The following is a 17,177-nucleotide window of genomic DNA, read 5'->3' on the forward strand; positions in this document are numbered from 1 at the left end:
GGTCGGGCGACATTCCCGAAGCGTACATACTGCCGACAATCGAGCCTGCGGATGTACCGGTAACGATTTTTACCGGAATATTGTTTTCTTTCAAAACCTTAATAATCCCGATATGGGCAAAGCCTTTGGACGCGCCGCCGCCCAAAGCCAGCGCAACCGTGGCTTTCGGTTTGGGTGCAGTATGCGAAACCGTATTTTGACCCTGCGTAGAAGGTTTGGATTGCGGCGCGTTGCCACTCGGACAGGCAGCCAATACCAAGACGGACGAAGCGGCTAAAAACGTTTTGAATGTGGAAAAAAGTTTATTCATGTTCAGACAGCCTTTAATATGTCGAAAGGGTTATTCTACTCTCAAATTGAGTCGAAAGGCCGTCTGAAATCAGGTTTCAGACGGCCTTTTAAATCAAGCTTAAGCCAATTCAAGCTGTTTTTCCAAACTTTCAACCAGCTGGTCGTCCAAATTCAAAGCTTGGGACAAACGGCTCAGGAACACGATTTCCTTGCGTGACAAGTCCGCGCAGACCAATCGGGCCGCCAAATAAGTTTCGGCTGCCAAAGCCTCGTCGCTGCCGACCGAAGCGGCAATTTGCTCGATGGAGGCCGGTTGCGCATATTCAGCCTGCAGCCATGCCGCCGTTTCCGCATCGCTGCCGCTTTCACGCTCAATGGCCGCGCGTTCCGCATCGTCAATCAGGCCGTCTGAAGCCGCCGCCGCAATCATCGTTTGCAAAATCACACGGCTGTGGTTTTCACCAATCAGACCGGCAGGTTGGAACGCACTTTGCGGCAATTCGTCCTGCTGGCGGTTTTGTTTCCAGTTTTGATAGCCTTTATAAGCCAGAAAACCCAAAGCAGCGACCGAGCCAGCCTTTACCAGCTTCTTCGTATTTTTCTTTTTCAACAGCATCGATGCCAAAGCACCCGTCAGCGCACCGCCGCCGAAAGAATTGAGCGGGCTGTCCGCCACCGCTTTGCCGCCTTTTTGAGCCGCACCCAAAACCTGATTGAGCAACTGACTGAAATCCATAAAAAAATCTCCTGAAAACAAATACATTGCAAATATAGGGCAGAAACACCAAAAAACCAAGCCAAAGAAAGTTAAAAGGTGCAAACAAGTTTTCAGACGGCCATAGCCGACTTTCGGTACAATCACACCATTCCAAACAATAAATCCCATCATGACCGATACCGCCCAAATCATTACCAGCTATGGCCGCCGCTATATTGTCCGCACCCCCGACGGCCAAACATATGACGCCACCACCCGCAAAAAACGCGTCGATTTCGCCTGCGGCGACCAAGTCCGCATCAGCCCCATCAACGGCGAACAAGTCGTGATTGAAGACTACCTCCCGCGCGAAAGCCTGCTCTACCGCCAAGACGCGTGGAAAACCAAACTGATTGCCGCCAACGTTACCCAACTGCTCATCGTAACCGCCGCCAGCCCCTCACCCAGCGAAGCCCTGTTGCAACGCGCCCTCCTCGCAGCCGAAGCGGCCGGCATCAACGCCGTTATCGTCCTCAACAAAGCCGACCTCCCCGAAACCGCCCAATGGCGCGAGAAACTCAAATTCTACGAAACCCTCGGCTACTCCGTGGTCGAAACCAACGCATTGGAAAACGCCGACATCCTGCGTCCCATTTTAGAAGGGCAAACCAACATCCTGCTCGGACAAAGCGGCATGGGCAAGTCCACTCTGACCAACGCCCTACTCGGCAACCAAGCCGCCCGAACCGGCGACATTTCCACTGCGCTCGACTCCGGTAAACACACCACCACCCACGCCCAACTGTACGATTTAAATGCAGAAACCCGACTCATCGATTCCCCCGGCCTGCAAGAATTCGGCCTTCACCATCTCCAAGCCGCCGATTTATTACAATACTTCCCCGACCTACGCCACCTTATCGGGCAGTGCCGTTTCCACAACTGCACCCACCGCGCCGAACCCGGCTGCGCCGTCAAAGCCGCTGCCGAATCAGGCGAAGCCAAACCCGAGCGCATCGAATTTCTGCAACGCATTACCGATGAATTATTGAGATAAAGTTTGAATGGGAATAAGCGTTTGGATAAATAAAAAGGCCGTCTGAAAGTTTCAGACGGCCTTTTGTTGAAGCATAACCAAATTTACCTTTTAACTGGTATCGCTACCTTAACGGGAAAGAGACGGTGCTTTTCGCGGCGGATTGATCATGAGAAGAACGGCTTCTTCAATTTTTTTGTCCTCCCGATCATGGAGCTCTACCGGAAATTTCAGACGCAACACTGCAACAATAGCGCCAACCGATAAGCCTGCATCATGAAGCAACTCAATTTCTTTAAGTACAGGTGCGGAAAGGTTTAACATGGTTTCTCCTTAAGATTTGATACTTAGCCCACTTTATCCCCGGGCTGTGCGCCTGCGTCAACGTCGAGGAGCTTCAGTTTGCCCTCTGCCGTGGCGGCGGAGAGAATCATGCCTTCGGATACGCCGAATTTTGCCATTTTGCGCGGGGCGAAGTTGGCGACGGCGATGACCATGCGGCCGTTCAGCTCTGCGGGGTTGGGATAAGACGCGGCGATGCCGGAGAAGATGATGCGTTTTTCAAAACCGAAATCGAGGTCGAATTTCAAAAGTTTGGTGCTGCCTTCGACGGCTTCGCAGTTCAATACTTTGGCGACGCGCATGTCGATTTTCATAAAATCGTCGAAGCTCGCTTGTTCGGCAACTTTTTCGTATTTGCCCTCTTCGGCGGCAGGCGCGGGGGTCGTCTGAATGCTTTGTTTGTTGGCTTCGATTAAATCGTCCACTTGTTTTTGCTCCACTCGTTGCATTAAATGTTCGTATTTGTTGATGGCGTGTTCGCCCAAGGTTTCGCGTGTGTTTGCCCAAGTGATGGCTTCCAAATTCAGGAATTTGGCGGCGTTTTCGGCCACTTTCGGCAATACGGGGGCGAGGTAGGCGGTCAACATGGTAAAGGCGTTGATGAGCTCGCTGCATACTTCGTGCAGGCGTGCGTCTTGGCCTTCTTGTTTGGCGAGTTCCCAAGGTTTGTTGGCATCAACGTATTCGTTGACAATGTCTGCCAAGGCCATGATGTCGCGCAGGGCTTTGGCGTATTCGCGGCTTTCGTAGCATTCGGCAATGGCTTCGCTTTGCGCAGTCAGTTTTGCCAGCAATTCGCTGTTGGCAACGTCTTTCAGACGGCCTTCAAAGCGTTTGGCGATGAAACCTGAAGCGCGAGCGGCGATGTTGACGTATTTGCCGACGAGGTCGCTGTTTACGCGGCTGATAAAGTCTTGCAGGTTCAAATCGATGTCTTCGATTTTGCTGTTGAGTTTGGCGGCGATGTAGTAGCGCATCCACTCGGGGTTCAGGCCTTGTTCCAGATAGGATTTGGCGGTGATGAAGGTGCCGCGCGATTTGGACATTTTTTGTCCGTCAACGGTCAGGAAGCCGTGTGCGTACACGCCGGTCGGGGCGCGGTGGCCGGAGAAATGCAGCATGGCGGGCCAGAACAGGGCGTGGAAATAGAGGATGTCTTTGCCGATGAAGTGGTACATCTCGGTTTGGCTGTCGGCTTTGAAGTATTCGTCGAAATCGATGCCGATGCGGTCGCACAGGTTTTTAAACGACGCCATGTAGCCGACGGGCGCGTCCAGCCAGACGTAGAAGTATTTGCCCGGTGCGTCGGGGATTTCAAAACCGAAATACGGCGCGTCGCGGGAGATGTCCCAGTCGGACAGGGTGGTTTCTTCGCCTTCGCCCAACCATTCTTTCATTTTGTTGAGGGCTTCGGGTTGCAGATGGGGCTTGCCGTCGTGCGGATTGTTGCCGGAAGTCCATGCTTTGAGGAAGTCGGCGCATTCGCCCAGTTTGAAGAAGAAGTGTTCGGATTCGCGCAATTCGGGTTTGGCACCGGATACGGCGGAATACGGGTTGATCAGTTCGGTTGGGGAATAGGTCGTGCCGCAGACTTCGCAGTTGTCGCCGTATTGGTCGTGGGCGTGGCATTTGGGGCATTCGCCTTTGACGAAGCGGTCGGGCAGGAACATTTGTTTTTCGGGGTCGAAAAGCTGCTCGATGACGCGGCTTTCAATTTTGCCGTTGGCTTTCAGCGCACGGTAAATGTCTTGGGAAAACTGTTTGTTTTCAGGGGAATGGGTGCTGTAATAATTGTCGTAGCCGATGCCGAAACCGGTAAAGTCGGCGAGGTGCTCTTCGCGCACTTTGGCAATCATGTCTTCAGGCGCAATGCCTTGTTTTTGCGCGGCAAGCATCACGGGCGTGCCGTGGGTGTCGTCGGCGCAGCAGTAGTAGCATTCGTGGCCGCGCAGTTTTTGGAAGCGTACCCAAACGTCGGTTTGGATGTGTTCGACCATGTGGCCGAGGTGGATGCTGCCGTTGGCATACGGCAGCGCGGAAGTGACAAGGATTTTGCGTGTCATGGTTTGTGCTTTTAAAAACAATGGATAAAGATGTCGGGAATTATACCGCAAAACAATACGCAAAGGCCGTCTGAAACCCGATTGCCGGTGTTTCAGACGGCCTTTTATTTATCGGCTGCGTATGGGATCAACCGTGTACGCGTTCGATTTTTGCGCCTACGCCGCCGAGTTTTTTCTCGATGTATTCATAGCCGCGGTCAAGGTGGTAGATACGTTCGACGATGGTTTCGCCATCTGCGACCAAGCCTGCCATGACGAGGCTGGCAGAGGCGCGCAGGTCGGTTGCCATCACGACGGCGCCGGAGAGTTTTTCCACGCCTTTGATGTAGGCGGTGTTGCCTTCGGTGGTGATGTCTGCGCCCATGCGGTTGAGTTCGGGAACGTGCATGAAGCGGTTTTCAAAAATGGTTTCCACCACGCGGCTGCTGCCTTCGGCAATGGCGTTCATGGCCATAAACTGCGCCTGCATGTCGGTTGGGAAGCCTGGGTGGACGACGGTGCGGATATCTACGGCTTTCGGACGTTGTTGCATGTCGATGGAAATCCAGTTGTCGCCTGCTTCGATGATGGCACCGGCTTCGGTCAGTTTGTCCAATACGACTTCCATGGTTTTCGGTGCGGCATTGCGCAGGACGACTTTGCCGCCGGTCATGGCGACGGCGCAGAGGAAGGTACCGGCTTCGATACGGTCGGGAACGACGCTGTGTTCGCAGCCGTGCAGCTCTTTTACGCCTTCGATGGTCATGGTTGCTGTGCCGATGCCGCTGATTTTTGCGCCCATTTTGACGAGGCATTCGGCCAAATCGACGACTTCGGGTTCGATGGCGCAGTTTTCGAGGATGGTGGTGCCTTCTGCAAGTGTGGCCGCCATCAGCAGGTTTTCGGTACCGCCTACGGTTACGACGTCCATGGTGACACGCGTGCCTTTCAGACGGCCTTTGGCTTTGACGTAACCGTGTTCGATGGTGATTTCCGCACCCATGGTTTCAAGGCCTTTGAGGTGTTGGTCAACCGGGCGCGAACCGATGGCGCAACCGCCGGGCAGGCTGACTTGGGCTTCGCCGAAGCGGGCGAGGGTCGGACCCAAAACCAAGATGGATGCACGCATGGTTTTTACCAGCTCGTAAGGTGCGCAGGTGTTGTTGACGGTGCCGCCGTTGATTTCAAATTCGGAGATGTTGTCGGTCAAAACGCGTGCGCCCATACCTTGCAGCAGTTTTTGGGTGGTTTTGACGTCGGCGAGCATGGGTACGTTTTTCAAGCGTAAAGTGCCGGAAGTCAGCAGGCCGGCACACATCAGCGGCAGGGCGGCGTTTTTTGCGCCGGATACGATGATTTCGCCGTTGAGGGGGCCGTTGGCAGAGATTTTGAGTTTGTCCACAGGATGTCTTTCGTTATTTGTCTGCACGACTTATGCCGCACAAATGAAATGAGATGAATAATAAACCATCAATTATAAGGGATTATGCCCTTGCTGTTAGATTTGGCAGTATTAAATTTTCACAAGGTTTGTTTAAGTTGCGAAAGGATAAGATTTCAGGCCGTCTGAATGGTTCAGACGGCCTGTTTGCCAAGGCTTATTTTTTGGCTTTGAAGCCTAAGAGGTGTTGCGTGGTGGCCAGCCATGCGCCGAATACGCCCAGCGCGATGACGAAGCCGAAAACCAGCGACACTTCGCTAAATGTGAAGAAACGCCAGCCGATGTTCAGACCGTAGGGTTTGAAAATCGCGTCCACCAGCGGCCGTACCTCAGCCAACAGCCAAGCCGACAAGCCCAAGCTGACGGCGGCGGAGAAAATACTCTGCCACATTGCCTGATAAAGGAAAGGACGGCGGATGAAGGAAGCGGGCGCACCCAACAGCTTGGTGATTTCCAACTCTTCCTTGCGGCTGAGGATTTGCAGGCGGATGGTGTTGTGTGCCACCAAGACAAAGGCCATGCCTAAAGTCAGCGAGAGGAACCACAAAATCTTGCGGATAAATTCGTTAATACGATAAAGGGTCTGTACCCATTCGGTATCCATGGTTGCCGATTCGACGCGCGGCAGTTTGGTAATGTCTTTATAGATGGCCTGCATCTGATCCGGAGAAGTGGCAGGGTCGGGCGTAACGATAAAGACATCGGGCAACGGGTTGCCATCGAGCATGGAAACGAGGTTTTGGTCGAGATTGGTTTGTAATTCTTCCAAACCTTCCTGCTTGCTGATAAAGCGGATTTTATCGATACGGCTGTCGCGTTGGAGCAGGTTTTTCACCGTATCGGCATCAGAATTTGCCGCATCAGTGTCCATATAAACCGTAATTTGCGGCGACTCGTTGAGTTTGCCCAATACGCTTTGTCCGCTTTGGATGCCCAAATACATGAACAGCGGCAAGGTCATGGCAACGGCAAGCATGAGCAGGGTCAGCAGTGTGCCAATGGGTTGGCGCAGAAGCTCTTTGAGCGCGGCGCGCGCCGATTCGACGTGTAACGAGATGTAGTGAATCATACTCATGCGAGGCGTCCTTTCTGCAGGCGCAAGACGCGGTGGCCGTAATCCGCCATCAGCGTTTCATCGTGCGCCGCAACAATAACGGTCGTGCCTGCTTCATGGAAGGTTTTAAACAATTCCATAATATCCAGCGCATAGGCGCGGTCGAGGCTGGCAGACGGCTCGTCGGCAATCAGCAGGCTGGGTTGGTGAACCACTGCGCGCGCGATGCACAAACGCTGTTGTTCGCCGCCGGACAAAGTGATGGGCATATCGTTTTCGCGGCCTTTCAAGCCGACTTTCTCAATCGCAATACGCGCGCGCTCTTCCGCTTTGCGCGGCTGGTAGCCGCTAATCCGCAAAGGCAGGATAACGTTTTGCAAGACATTGCGGTCGTAGAGGATTTTGTGGTCTTGGAAGACAATGCCGATATGTTGGCGCATAAAGCCGATCTGATTGTCGCTCAAGGTGCCGAGGTCTTGATTGTTGAACCAAACCTTGCCTTTGGTAGGCTTGGTAATGCCTGAAATCAGCTTCAAAATGGTGGATTTGCCCGAGCCCGAATGGCCGGCGATAAAAATCATCTCACCTTTGTTAATCTGGAAACTGACATTTTTCAGGGCTTCGAAACCGCCGGGATAGGTTTTGGAAACTTGTTCGAAACGGATCATGGGTTTTCCTGAAAATAGGGATTCAGACGGCCGGCGACATCGATAGGGCAACATGCCGTCTGAAAAAATGGGGATATTCACAGATTATAAATATTTCGGCTGCTTTTTGATAGTGAAACCCCGGTTCTGCCGGCGGATACACTGCCGGTTTGCAACACAAAACAACATGGTTTGAAAAAAGGCCGTCTGAACGATTGGGTTTCAGACGGCCTCGGTATCAGCGTAGGTTAAGCACCCTATCCGCTGTTTTATTTACATTTGGTTTTGGCCAAATTCACGGCGGCGGTCAGGCTTTTTTCGTTGACTTCGCCGGTGATGGTTTGTTTGTAGCCGCATTTCGGCGCTTCAACGACTGTAAAGGGCAATACGCCGACGTTGTTGCCGTGGGCTTTCATGAAGTTGCGGCTGTTGGCGCCGGTGTAACGCCAAATCGGATAGCTGACCGGCGTTTGTTTTAGGAACTTGCCGATGTTGTCAGTGGTATCCAGCGCGATGCCGACCATATCGACGCTGCCTTTTTTCTGCGCTTTGTACCATGCCGACATGGCGGGCATTTCTTTACGGCAGGGGCCGCACCAGGTTGCCCAAAGGTTGACCACGCGCACGGGGGCTTTGAGCGATTCCAGGCTTTGCGGTTTGTTGTCCTGCCAACCTGCCGTTTCGTCGGCGGCAAAGGCCGGCGCAGCGGTAAAAACGGTGGCGGACAGTAGAAGGGCGGTTAAGGCTTTCATGGTTGTATCCTTGAGGTTGCCAATCGAAATTGTGTTTATTGTAAAACGGTTTGGTGGGTATGCCTACCGATTCGTATCAAGATATCAAGTAAAAAGTTTGAGTAAAAATCAGTTGCAGACGATAATAACCGCCATCATTGAATGATTTTGCAATAATACGGAGACTTTCATGCCGTCTGAATTCACACTTTATCACAACCCGCGTTGCAGCAAATCGCGTGCCGCGCTGGCTTTGCTCGAAGAAAAAGGCGTTGCCGCCGATGTAGTCAAATATCTGGATACCGCGCTTGATTTGGCGACTTTGCAGGATATGTTTGCCAAACTCAGCATCGAATCGGTGCGCGGCATGATGCGCACAAAAGACGATTTGTACAAAGAATTGGGTTTGGACAATCCCGATTTGGACAATGCCGCCCTGCTTCAGGCAATCGCTGAACACCCTGCCCTGCTCGAGCGTCCCGTTTTGGTCACGCCTACGCGCGCAGCCATCGGCCGTCCGTTGGAAAACATTGCCGCCCTACTCGGCTGACGGGGTTGGATAAGGCCGTCTGAAGATGATTTCCCTGCTTAAAAGCCGCAATGGCCTGCGATATTACCTGTTTCGGGGACTTGCTTTGAGCGTTTTGCTGGTGTGCGGTATTTTTTTGACCGGTACATGGCAGATTTACCGGACAGGTTTGCAAACCTTGCCGAAGGACGCTCATGCCGATGCGGCGGTGGTGTTGGGTGCGGCGGCGTGGGACAAACGCCCGTCGCCGGTATTCCGTGAGCGCATCAACCACGCCATCACGCTCTACCAAAGCCATCGGGTCGGTAAAATCATTTTCACCGGCGGTACGTCCAAAAAAGGATTTATGACCGAAGCCGAAGTGGGGCGCCGATACGCGCTCAAGCAGGGCATACCGGCGCACAATATCCTGTTTGAAAATACTTCGCGCAACACTTACGAAAACCTGCGCAATATCATCCCCATCATGCACGCCAACGGAGTCGGCAGTATTATCGTTGTCAGCGACCCGTATCATTTGGCGCGTGCCGAAGAAATGGCCGCCGATTTGGGCTTGTCAGACGCGCAGTTCTCCGCCACTCCGACCACGCGCTTTGACGAGCGCAGCAAGAAAGCCAAGTTCCTGATGCAGGAGAGCTATTCTTTGTTTCTCTACCGTATCGGCAAATGGAGCGATGCCGTTTGGAATTGGATAGGGGGTTGAGCCTTCGGTAATCCATGTAAAAGGCCGTCTGAATCTTCAGACGGCCTGAACCTAATGATTTTTGCAGCCGCTATTTCAATTGGATGTAAAACGTACCGTCCGGCACGACGGGCAGGTATTTGCGGTAGAAGTCCAGATAGGTCTTGTTTGGGTCTATGTCGGCAAACTGCTGCGGATACAGGGTTTTGGCGATAAATTGCGCGCTGGCCAAATCGGTGAGCGAGCGGGAGGCGGTGTGGTAGATGCCGTAAACGCGTTTGTTTTTGACAGCAGGAATGTCTGCCCAGCCTTTGCGTTTGACAAATCCGGCCAGGCGGCGTTGCGCATCGGCCTGGCTGATGCCTATGCCCATCGCCATAATGCCAGGCTTGTCTTTATGGCCGTTTTCCGTCCCCGAAATGACGATGACGTCGGGTTTGGCCGTCAGGAATTTTTCAGGGTTTATCGGTCCCCAGTTTTTAACGTAAGGCGCGGCGATATTGTTACCGCCTGCTGTGTCGGCAATCGCGCCCCACATATCTTTGCCGAAGGTGTAGCTGTATTCGGACGGGCCTTTGTCGCCGAACTCGATATAGATTTTCGGTTTGGACTGCTTGGCGCGCGCGACGCGGTTTTGGATGTCGGCAATGCCTCGGGCGTATTCGGCGGCAATTTTTTGGGCGCGCGCCTGCGTACCGTTGAGTTCGCCGAAAATTTCCGCACTGCGCGTGTGCCGCGCGACGGTTTCGGCGTTGAAATCGACCACGACGACGGGTATGCCTGCCGCTTTAATGCGCGGCAGATGGGTGGCGATGGCCTTATACTGCCAGTCGGCCAGAATCAATACGTCCGGCTTGAGCGCGAGCGTTTTCTCCAGTGAAAACGTGCCGGTGCTGATGTTGCCGATGTCCGCAATGTTTTGCAGCGTAGGCAGCTTCTGTTTGAACATCGCCCAGCTGCCGGGATTGAATTTCTCCCAAAACTCACGCGAAATGCCGATGACGTTTTTAAATTTGTCCGCACCCGTTACCGCGATATAGTCGGGATAGTAAAACGCCAAAACCGCGCGTTTGACAGGGACATCGACTTTGACTTCGCGTCCCAATACGTCTTTGATAGTTTTGATTTCGGCTTGGGCAAAAATGGGCAGGAGGGAGAGGGCGGCAAATAAAGCGCGTTTGTTCATGAGCGGATACTTTCAAAGAAATGATTATCATTAGTTTTGTTTTCAGGAGAAAAGTTCCCAGACGGTCCTTCTGCGCCGACATTATTTTTAGACGGCCTTACATTGTTTAAACCTTGCCGAAAAAGTAAAATACCTGTTTTCAAAGACTTTGGAGCCATCATGACCGTCAAAACCCGTTTCGCCCCCAGCCCCACCGGCTACCTGCACATCGGCGGCGTACGCACCGCCCTGTTCTCATGGGCGTTTGCCCGCCATCATAAAGGCGAGTTCCTATTGCGTATCGAAGACACCGACTTGGCGCGCTCTACTGCCGAATCCGTCAACATCATCCTCGACGGCATGAAATGGGTCGGCCTGAATTACGACAACGCCGACAACGTCGTGTACCAAACCCGCCGCTTCGACCGCTACAAAGAAGTCATTGCCGAACTTTTAGAAAAAGGCCATGCCTACTACTGCTATTGCAGCAAAGAAGAGCTGGAAGCCATGCGCGAGAAAGCCGAAAAAGAAGGCACGGCGACGTACGACCGCCGCTGGCGCCCCGAAGCAGGCAAAACCCTGCCAGAAATCCCTGCCGACGTACAACCCGTCGTCCGTTTCAAAACACCTTTGGACGGCGTCACCAAATGGACGGACTTGGTCAAAGGCGAAATCTCCATTCCCAACGAAGCACTCGACGACCTGATCATCGCCCGCGCCGACGGTACGCCGACCTACAACTTCTGCGTCGTCGTGGATGACTACGACATGGGCGTTACCCACGTTATCCGCGGCGACGACCATGTGAACAACACCCCGAAACAAATCAACATCTTAAAAGCCATCGGCGCTACCCTGCCGGAATACGGCCACCTGCCCATGATTCTCAACGAGCAAGGCAAAAAAATCTCCAAACGCAGCGGCGATACCGTCGCCATTACCGATTTCGGCGCAATGGGCATCCTGCCCGAAGCCATGCTCAACTATTTGGCACGCTTGGGCTGGGCGCACGGCGACGACGAATTCTTCACAATGGAACAATTCATCGAATGGTTTGATTTGAAAGACGTTTCCCCATCCCCAAGCCGTATGGACTTGAAGAAACTCTACTGGATCAACGGCGAACACATCAAAATCACGCCCAACGACAAACTGGCTGAAATGGTGAAACCGCGCCTCGCCCTGCGCGATATCCATGAAACCAGCAAGCCCGCTTTGGAAGACGTGTTGGCATTGGTCAAAGACCGCGCCCAAGACCTGAACACGCTTGCCGACGAGTGCCTCTACTTCTACGTCAAACAAACCCCTGCCGAAGCAGACGTGCAGAAACATTGGGACGACGAAGCCGCCGCCCGTATGCTGCGCTTTGCCGAACGCCTCGAAGGGCTGGAAGACTGGACCGCCGAAGCCATCCACGACCTCTTCAAACCCTTCTGCGACGAAGAAGGCATCAAAATGGGCAAACTCGGCATGCCCCTGCGCCTCGCTGTCTGCGGTACGGCAAAAACCCCAAGCGTCGATGCCGTATTGGCATTAATCGGCAAAGAAGAAGTGTTGAAACGGATACGTTCGTAAGGCATGAATGATAAAAGGCCGTCTGAAATGTTTCAGACGGCCTTTTTATTTTGAACAGGATTTATTTATTCTTCTTCGTTCGGTTTGTTTTTATCTTTTTTGCGCCATAGGCCCTTAAACAATGCGCCTGCTGCAACAGCACCGAAAATAATCAGTTTGCCGAATTTAGCCAGTAATGCGCCGGCCAAGGCCAATAATCCCAGTTTTTTTGCAGCGATACCGCCGACCAAGGCAGCCAGTCCGTATTCGGCCACTTTGTCGGTTGCCGCATTGAAATCGCTGTAACGCTTGCCTTCATTGAATTCGATATTACCCAACAATTCTTGCACAATAGGTTTGTATTGATCTATGCTTTTCAAATCGGTGATCATAGTCAATTCAATATAGCCTTCGCGTCCCAGCTGGAAAGTATTGTAGTTGATGGTAGGATTGGGGTCGGGTTCGTTTTTATTCAGAATGTCAATCGACCAAATCAGACGATGGGTCTTTGCATCATATTGCGGTTTTTCTACCCAGCCGCGTGTTTCTATTTCCGGTATGTTGCGGGAGGCTCGCTCTTTGTTTTGTTCCTCGGTGCCTTCTTTCAGCTGCTCGAGCATGGCCTCAACATCCCATTCTTTGGCATCATCGTCTTTGATATAGCCGGAATCGGTAAAGGTTAGGTCTACCATCCAATTAGTATCACCGTCCTCGTTTTCCGACTCGGGGAGAATCAGGCCGTAGCGGTTGGGATCTGTGGCGTTGCCTGCTTCCCTCATCATGGCATTGGCGCGATTTTTTTTCACAAAGACCATTTTTGCAGGCAGTTTCAGTTTGGCCTGATTGCCCAAATCAATGGTTGCTGGGCCTTGGACGATCTGGTCGTCAACGTAGTTTGCGATAGAGTCTGAGGCTTGTTGCGCTTCTTGCCCGGATGCCTCGACGGCAGAAGCGGTATCAGATTTGGCTGCAGAAGCCGGCAGGGTTTGGATAGATAGTAGGGCTGCCAAAACGGCATAGGCGAGATGGTTGCTTTTCATCATAGGGTTCTCATGGAAGAAGAATTAAAAAAGATGCAGACAGCCGCAACACCATATGCTCCGGCATGACTAAAGGATAAATTTTACAATAAATAAATCATATTTACATATTTAAATATGACTGTAATTTAAAAATACAGGAAAGCTTTTTGACGAGAGGCAGAGCCATCATTGTGAAACTCAAAAAGGCCGTCTGAAAATTTTTCAGACGGCCTTTTATAATAAAACCAGAAAATAATGGAATAAGGCGGAGAATATGAGAAAATAATAGCCGCCTGCCTGTTACAACTGCTGATTGAATTAACTTTTATCGGCAGTCTGAATGTCCGGATTGGATAAAATAAGCCATCAAGAACAAAGACCAACAAGCATATTTATGTAAACTTGGCGGCTGAAAAATCGGCTCTGCGCTTTACTTTACAAATCAAACGACTTTAAAGGAAAACCCATGAAAAAAACCTTACTTGCCCTGATGATGTTATCTGCCGCTGCCGCGTATGCCGGTGAGGCGGAAGACCGTTTGCTGTCCGTCCAATCGGTTTACCGTGCCGCTTTGCATGAGCAAAACAGCAACGACAGCAAAATCATTTCCCTGCAAAGCGATTTGGAAAGCGCGCAGCGCCGTTTGCAGGCTGCGCAATCCGATATTGACCGTTTGAAAGGCGAAATTCAGACGGCCTTGGCTCAGAAAGAGCAGCAAAATGCCAAGCTGCAACAAGCCGGTCAGATGTTGGATGCGGCGTGGAATGCCGTTTACGGCGCAGGCGGCAGCAAGGCGAAGCAATAATTTAGACATTGTATTATTTGCGTTTTACGCTTCTTTTATCATATTTATAAGGAAACCTCATGTCCCTACCTCCCTGCCCGAAATGCCACTCCGAATACACTTACGAAGACGGCGCTCAATACGTTTGCCCTGAGTGCGCCTACGAGTGGAACGAGGCCGATGCTGCGGCTGCAAGCGATGATGCCTTGGAAGTCAAAGATGCCAACGGCGCGGTATTGCAAGATGGCGATACGGTTGTCTTGATTAAAGATCTGAAAGTCAAAGGCAGCTCTATGGTCATCAAGCAAGGCACCAAAGTCAAAGGCATCCGCCTGCAAGAGGGCGACCACAATATCGGTTGTAAAATCGATGGCAGCGCGATGAACTTGAAATCTGAGTTCGTCAAAAAAGCCTAAAGATTTTATCTTTGAAAGGCCGTCTGAAACCCTAATATCAGGTTTCAGACGGCCTTTATATATTTCATTCAAAATAAAACAAATCTTTATTTAAAATTAAATAAATTTAATAGAATTGAATTTCAGGCCGTCTGAAAAAGCGGCGGCAAAATGTTCCGCACATACGCGGGTGTAAAACCGTTAAAATAACGCTTTCCCCTATTCTACGGAACCATTATGCCTCAGCCGACCGCCAAACAGATTTTGCACGAAGTATTCGGTTATCCCGAATTTCGTGGCAAGCAGGAGGCTATCGTCAATGCTTTGGCCGGCGGCGAGAGTTTGATGGTGCTGATGCCGACGGGCGGGGGCAAGTCTTTGTGTTACCAGATTCCGGCGCTGATGCGCGAAGGTGTGGCGGTTGTCGTATCGCCACTGATTGCGTTGATGAACGACCAAGTGGCCAGTCTGCATGTGGCCGGGATTGAAGCGGCGGCAGTCAACAGCAGTACATCGGCAGATGAGGCGCGCGAGATTGCCGACAAGCTTGCCCAAGGCCGTCTGAAACTGCTTTATGTCGCTCCGGAACGCTTGGTTACCGACCGCTTTTTACGTTTTCTCGACCAACAAACCGTCAGCCTGTTTGCCATTGATGAGGCGCATTGCGTCAGCCAATGGGGACACGATTTCCGCCCTGAATATCAACAGCTCGGCATGCTTGCCGAACGCTATCCGAACGTCCCGCGCATCGCCCTGACCGCTACCGCCGATGCGGCCACGCGCGCCGACATCAAGCATTATCTGCACTTGGACAATGCGCCCGAATTTATCTCCAGCTTTGACCGCCCGAATATTTATTATCAGGTTATCGAGAAAAACAATGGCAAAAAACAATTGCTGGATTTCATCCGCAAGCAGATGCATGGGCAAAGCGGCATTGTGTATTGCCTAAGCCGTAAAAAAGTCGAGGATGTGGCGCAGTTTTTGTGTGAAAACGGCTTGGAGGCGATTCCGTATCATGCCGGTTTGAGCATGGATGTGCGCGAGGAAAACCAACGCCGCTTTACGCATGAAGACAATATTATTGTGGTGGCGACCGTGGCGTTCGGTATGGGCATAGACAAACCCGACGTGCGCTTTGTCGCCCATCTCGATATGCCCCAGAGTGTCGAACATTTCTATCAGGAATCGGGGCGTGCCGGCCGGGACGGGCTGCCTGCCGTGAGTTGGCTGTGTTACGGCTTGAACGATTGGGTGTTGCTGCGCGAACGGATTGCCGAGGGCAACAGCGACGAGGTGCAAAAGCAGATCGAAATGCAAAAACTCGATGCCATGCTTTCCGTCTGCGAAACCGCCGCCTGCCGCCGCGTACTGCTGCTCAAACATTTCGGCGAAGAATCCGAACCTTGCGGCCATTGCGACAACTGCCTGCATCCGCCTGTGCGGTTTGACGGCACAGTGTTGGTGCAAAAATTACTCAGCTGCGTGTACCGCGCCGGACAACGTTTTGCCGCCGGTTACATCACCAACCTTTTACGCGGTAAAAGCGATGATTGGATACAGCGCAACGGCCATGACAAGTTATCCACATTCGGCATCGGTAGCGAACAGACCGACAAGGAATGGCGCAGTGTCATCCGCCAGTGCATCAGCCTGGGCTATCTCACCGTCAATGTCGAGCAACATCAAGCCCTGCAGCTGACCGAAGCGGCAAAAAAAGTCCTCAAGGGCGAAACCGAAGTCATGTTGCGCCCCCTACGCCGCGAAAAAACGGCTACCCAAAAGCCGAAAGACGATTGGTTGCGTACCGAGCGCGAAGAGCGTTTGTGGCAGGCATTGCGCCAATGGCGGCAACAACGCGCCCGGGCAGAGGAAGTGCCTGCCTATGTGGTTTGCGGCGACAAAACCCTGCGCGATATTGTCGAGAAAATGCCCCGAAGTTTGGAGGATTTACATCAAATCTACGGCTTGGGCGAGGCGAAAATCAATAAATTCGGTTTGGAGATACTCGACGTTTGCGAAACTGCCGAAGCCGGTACGGTTTCCACAGACAGCGCACAAGTTATCCACAGCTTGAACGAGCGCGAACAGGTCTTAAAACAGGCTTTGGAAACTTGGCGCGAGCAGCAGGCAAGTGCCGATCAAGTAACGCTGGGAACGGTATTCTCCAACGAAAGTATGGACGACTTGCTGACCAATACGCCAGCCGAACCCATCGACCTTTTAGGCGTGTATAAACTCGGCGAAAAACGCATCGAACAATACGGCGAGGGCATTTTAAACATCTGCCGCCTGTTTTCAGACGGCCTGAGCGAAGAGGACAAACGCAAACGCCGATTGATGCGCCGCCTGCTTCAGTGGAACATCGATACTGCCCGCCATGAAGGCATCGAAGCCTATCAGATATGCAGCAAAGTTACCCTGCGCGCCATTGCCGCCCGACGGCCGCAAGATTTGGCGGAGTTGGCGGAAATCCACGGCATGAATGAGGAAAAAACCGACAAATACGGCGCAGAAATTGTCGAATTGTGCAAACAAGCGGATTAATGGATTGCAATCATCATCAAAGGCCGTCTGAAACCAATCAAGCATGGTGTTTCAGACGGCCTTTTGAATTTTTAATCTTTATAAAACAATGAATAAGAAAATATCTTCATTTGTTTTGTCAGTTTTTTAAAGCTGCCGCGTCTAAACAGGCATGAAAAATGGGATGGTGCCGATGGATTTTCTGTCCCATCCCATTCGACACACATCGATTAGGAAAA

The 17,177-nt window shown here is 52.0% G+C and carries 17 protein-coding genes; 7 read left to right on the forward strand and 10 right to left on the reverse strand.

Translation table 11 applies throughout. From position 1 onward, the window contains the following. Both Q1M25_RS00600 and Q1M25_RS00605 read right to left on the reverse strand, forming a co-directional pair. Nucleotides 1-310 (reverse strand): patatin-like phospholipase family protein (locus Q1M25_RS00600; protein WP_300480573.1); only part of this gene is annotated, 310 nt, incomplete at its 3' end. 99 nt (nt 311-409) lie between these two features. Beyond that, on the reverse strand, nt 410-1,027 hold the full coding sequence (locus Q1M25_RS00605) for a DUF533 domain-containing protein (RefSeq protein ID WP_049349212.1): 618 nt from the start codon (nt 1,025-1,027) through the stop codon (nt 410-412). 151 nt (nt 1,028-1,178) lie between these two features. Here Q1M25_RS00605 and rsgA point away from each other — a divergent pair, with 151 nt between their 5' ends. Then, the gene (gene rsgA, locus Q1M25_RS00610) at nt 1,179-2,045 is read left to right on the forward strand and encodes a ribosome small subunit-dependent GTPase A (RefSeq protein WP_300480577.1); all 867 of its coding nucleotides are present in this window, start codon (nt 1,179-1,181) and stop codon (nt 2,043-2,045) included. A gap of 108 nt (nt 2,046-2,153) precedes the next feature. Here rsgA and Q1M25_RS00615 read toward each other — a convergent pair whose 3' ends face one another. The 6 genes from Q1M25_RS00615 to Q1M25_RS00640 all read right to left on the reverse strand — a co-directional run bounded on the left by Q1M25_RS00615 (nt 2,154) and on the right by Q1M25_RS00640 (nt 8,302). Further along, nucleotides 2,154-2,348: a hypothetical protein gene (locus Q1M25_RS00615; RefSeq protein ID WP_049328774.1), complete on the reverse strand. Its 195-nt coding sequence runs from the start codon at nt 2,346-2,348 to the stop codon at nt 2,154-2,156. Between the two features lie 23 nt (nt 2,349-2,371). Then, nucleotides 2,372-4,429, reverse strand: a complete 2,058-nt coding sequence (gene metG / locus Q1M25_RS00620) for a methionine--tRNA ligase (protein WP_300480582.1) — start codon at nt 4,427-4,429, stop codon at nt 2,372-2,374. Between the two features lie 127 nt (nt 4,430-4,556). Further along, nucleotides 4,557-5,810 carry a UDP-N-acetylglucosamine 1-carboxyvinyltransferase gene (murA, locus tag Q1M25_RS00625; protein WP_150537108.1) on the reverse strand — a complete coding sequence of 418 codons (1,254 nt, stop codon included), beginning with the start codon at nt 5,808-5,810 and terminating at the stop codon, nt 4,557-4,559. A gap of 196 nt (nt 5,811-6,006) precedes the next feature. After that, nucleotides 6,007-6,924, reverse strand: a complete 918-nt coding sequence (gene ftsX, locus Q1M25_RS00630) for a permease-like cell division protein FtsX (protein WP_300480587.1) — start codon at nt 6,922-6,924, stop codon at nt 6,007-6,009. Further along, nucleotides 6,921-7,571, reverse strand: coding sequence for a cell division ATP-binding protein FtsE (ftsE, locus tag Q1M25_RS00635; RefSeq protein ID WP_003681151.1), 651 nt, complete (start codon nt 7,569-7,571; stop codon nt 6,921-6,923). The genes ftsX and ftsE overlap by 4 nt, the downstream gene beginning before the upstream one ends. Nucleotides 7,572-7,819: 248 nt before the next feature. Beyond that, nucleotides 7,820-8,302 carry a TlpA disulfide reductase family protein gene (locus Q1M25_RS00640; protein ID WP_049349226.1) on the reverse strand — a complete coding sequence of 161 codons (483 nt, stop codon included), beginning with the start codon at nt 8,300-8,302 and terminating at the stop codon, nt 7,820-7,822. Between the two features lie 169 nt (nt 8,303-8,471). Between Q1M25_RS00640 and arsC the strand changes: the two genes are divergently transcribed. Then, the gene (gene arsC / locus Q1M25_RS00645; RefSeq protein ID WP_300480592.1) at nt 8,472-8,831 is read left to right on the forward strand and encodes an arsenate reductase (glutaredoxin); all 360 of its coding nucleotides are present in this window, start codon (nt 8,472-8,474) and stop codon (nt 8,829-8,831) included. Between the two features lie 25 nt (nt 8,832-8,856). Next, on the forward strand, nt 8,857-9,513 hold the full coding sequence (locus Q1M25_RS00650) for a YdcF family protein (RefSeq protein ID WP_300480595.1): 657 nt from the start codon (nt 8,857-8,859) through the stop codon (nt 9,511-9,513). Nucleotides 9,514-9,583: 70 nt separating this feature from the next. On the opposite strand, the gene Q1M25_RS00655 is transcribed toward Q1M25_RS00650, so the two are convergent. Beyond that, a complete protein-coding gene (locus Q1M25_RS00655; RefSeq protein ID WP_300480598.1) occupies nt 9,584-10,678 on the reverse strand; it encodes an ABC transporter substrate-binding protein in 1,095 nt (364 codons plus the stop codon). Nucleotides 10,679-10,837: 159 nt separating this feature from the next. Here Q1M25_RS00655 and gltX point away from each other — a divergent pair, with 159 nt between their 5' ends. Beyond that, nucleotides 10,838-12,232 carry a glutamate--tRNA ligase gene (gene gltX / locus Q1M25_RS00660; RefSeq protein WP_300480601.1) on the forward strand — a complete coding sequence of 465 codons (1,395 nt, stop codon included), beginning with the start codon at nt 10,838-10,840 and terminating at the stop codon, nt 12,230-12,232. Nucleotides 12,233-12,297: 65 nt separating this feature from the next. Here gltX and Q1M25_RS00665 read toward each other — a convergent pair whose 3' ends face one another. Continuing rightward, on the reverse strand, nt 12,298-13,254 hold the full coding sequence (locus Q1M25_RS00665) for a DUF2167 domain-containing protein (RefSeq protein ID WP_300480603.1): 957 nt from the start codon (nt 13,252-13,254) through the stop codon (nt 12,298-12,300). Nucleotides 13,255-13,699: 445 nt separating this feature from the next. Between Q1M25_RS00665 and Q1M25_RS00670 the strand changes: the two genes are divergently transcribed. From Q1M25_RS00670 to recQ, 3 genes are all read left to right on the forward strand, one after another. Further along, nucleotides 13,700-14,038, forward strand: a complete 339-nt coding sequence (locus Q1M25_RS00670) for a hypothetical protein (protein ID WP_003686752.1) — start codon at nt 13,700-13,702, stop codon at nt 14,036-14,038. 59 nt (nt 14,039-14,097) lie between these two features. Beyond that, on the forward strand, nt 14,098-14,433 hold the full coding sequence (locus tag Q1M25_RS00675; RefSeq protein ID WP_250615110.1) for a zinc ribbon domain-containing protein YjdM: 336 nt from the start codon (nt 14,098-14,100) through the stop codon (nt 14,431-14,433). Between the two features lie 216 nt (nt 14,434-14,649). After that, entirely contained in the window at nt 14,650-16,959 is a 2,310-nt protein-coding gene (gene recQ, locus Q1M25_RS00680) for a DNA helicase RecQ (RefSeq protein ID WP_300480606.1), read from the forward strand. Nucleotides 16,960-17,177 lie beyond the last annotated feature (218 nt).

The organism is uncultured Neisseria sp. (assembly GCF_951230505.1).
Lineage (GTDB): Bacteria > Pseudomonadota > Gammaproteobacteria > Burkholderiales > Neisseriaceae > Neisseria.

Excerpts from the sequence above, each read along its gene's own strand:
- ftsX (WP_300480587.1), bottom strand. The coding sequence starts at position 6,924 with ATGAGTATGATTCACTACATCTCGTTACACGTCGAATCGGCGCGCGCC.
- arsC (WP_300480592.1), top strand. The coding sequence starts at position 8,472 with ATGCCGTCTGAATTCACACTTTATCACAACCCGCGTTGCAGCAAATCG.
- Q1M25_RS00670 (WP_003686752.1), top strand. The coding sequence starts at position 13,700 with ATGAAAAAAACCTTACTTGCCCTGATGATGTTATCTGCCGCTGCCGCG.
- Q1M25_RS00650 (WP_300480595.1), top strand. The coding sequence starts at position 8,857 with ATGATTTCCCTGCTTAAAAGCCGCAATGGCCTGCGATATTACCTGTTT.
- ftsE (WP_003681151.1), bottom strand. The coding sequence starts at position 7,571 with ATGATCCGTTTCGAACAAGTTTCCAAAACCTATCCCGGCGGTTTCGAA.
- rsgA (WP_300480577.1), top strand. The coding sequence starts at position 1,179 with ATGACCGATACCGCCCAAATCATTACCAGCTATGGCCGCCGCTATATT.
- gltX (WP_300480601.1), top strand. The coding sequence starts at position 10,838 with ATGACCGTCAAAACCCGTTTCGCCCCCAGCCCCACCGGCTACCTGCAC.
- Q1M25_RS00665 (WP_300480603.1), bottom strand. The coding sequence starts at position 13,254 with ATGATGAAAAGCAACCATCTCGCCTATGCCGTTTTGGCAGCCCTACTA.
- recQ (WP_300480606.1), top strand. The coding sequence starts at position 14,650 with ATGCCTCAGCCGACCGCCAAACAGATTTTGCACGAAGTATTCGGTTAT.
- Q1M25_RS00655 (WP_300480598.1), bottom strand. The coding sequence starts at position 10,678 with ATGAACAAACGCGCTTTATTTGCCGCCCTCTCCCTCCTGCCCATTTTT.
- metG (WP_300480582.1), bottom strand. The coding sequence starts at position 4,429 with ATGACACGCAAAATCCTTGTCACTTCCGCGCTGCCGTATGCCAACGGC.
- Q1M25_RS00605 (WP_049349212.1), bottom strand. The coding sequence starts at position 1,027 with ATGGATTTCAGTCAGTTGCTCAATCAGGTTTTGGGTGCGGCTCAAAAA.
- Q1M25_RS00640 (WP_049349226.1), bottom strand. The coding sequence starts at position 8,302 with ATGAAAGCCTTAACCGCCCTTCTACTGTCCGCCACCGTTTTTACCGCT.
- Q1M25_RS00675 (WP_250615110.1), top strand. The coding sequence starts at position 14,098 with ATGTCCCTACCTCCCTGCCCGAAATGCCACTCCGAATACACTTACGAA.
- Q1M25_RS00615 (WP_049328774.1), bottom strand. The coding sequence starts at position 2,348 with ATGTTAAACCTTTCCGCACCTGTACTTAAAGAAATTGAGTTGCTTCAT.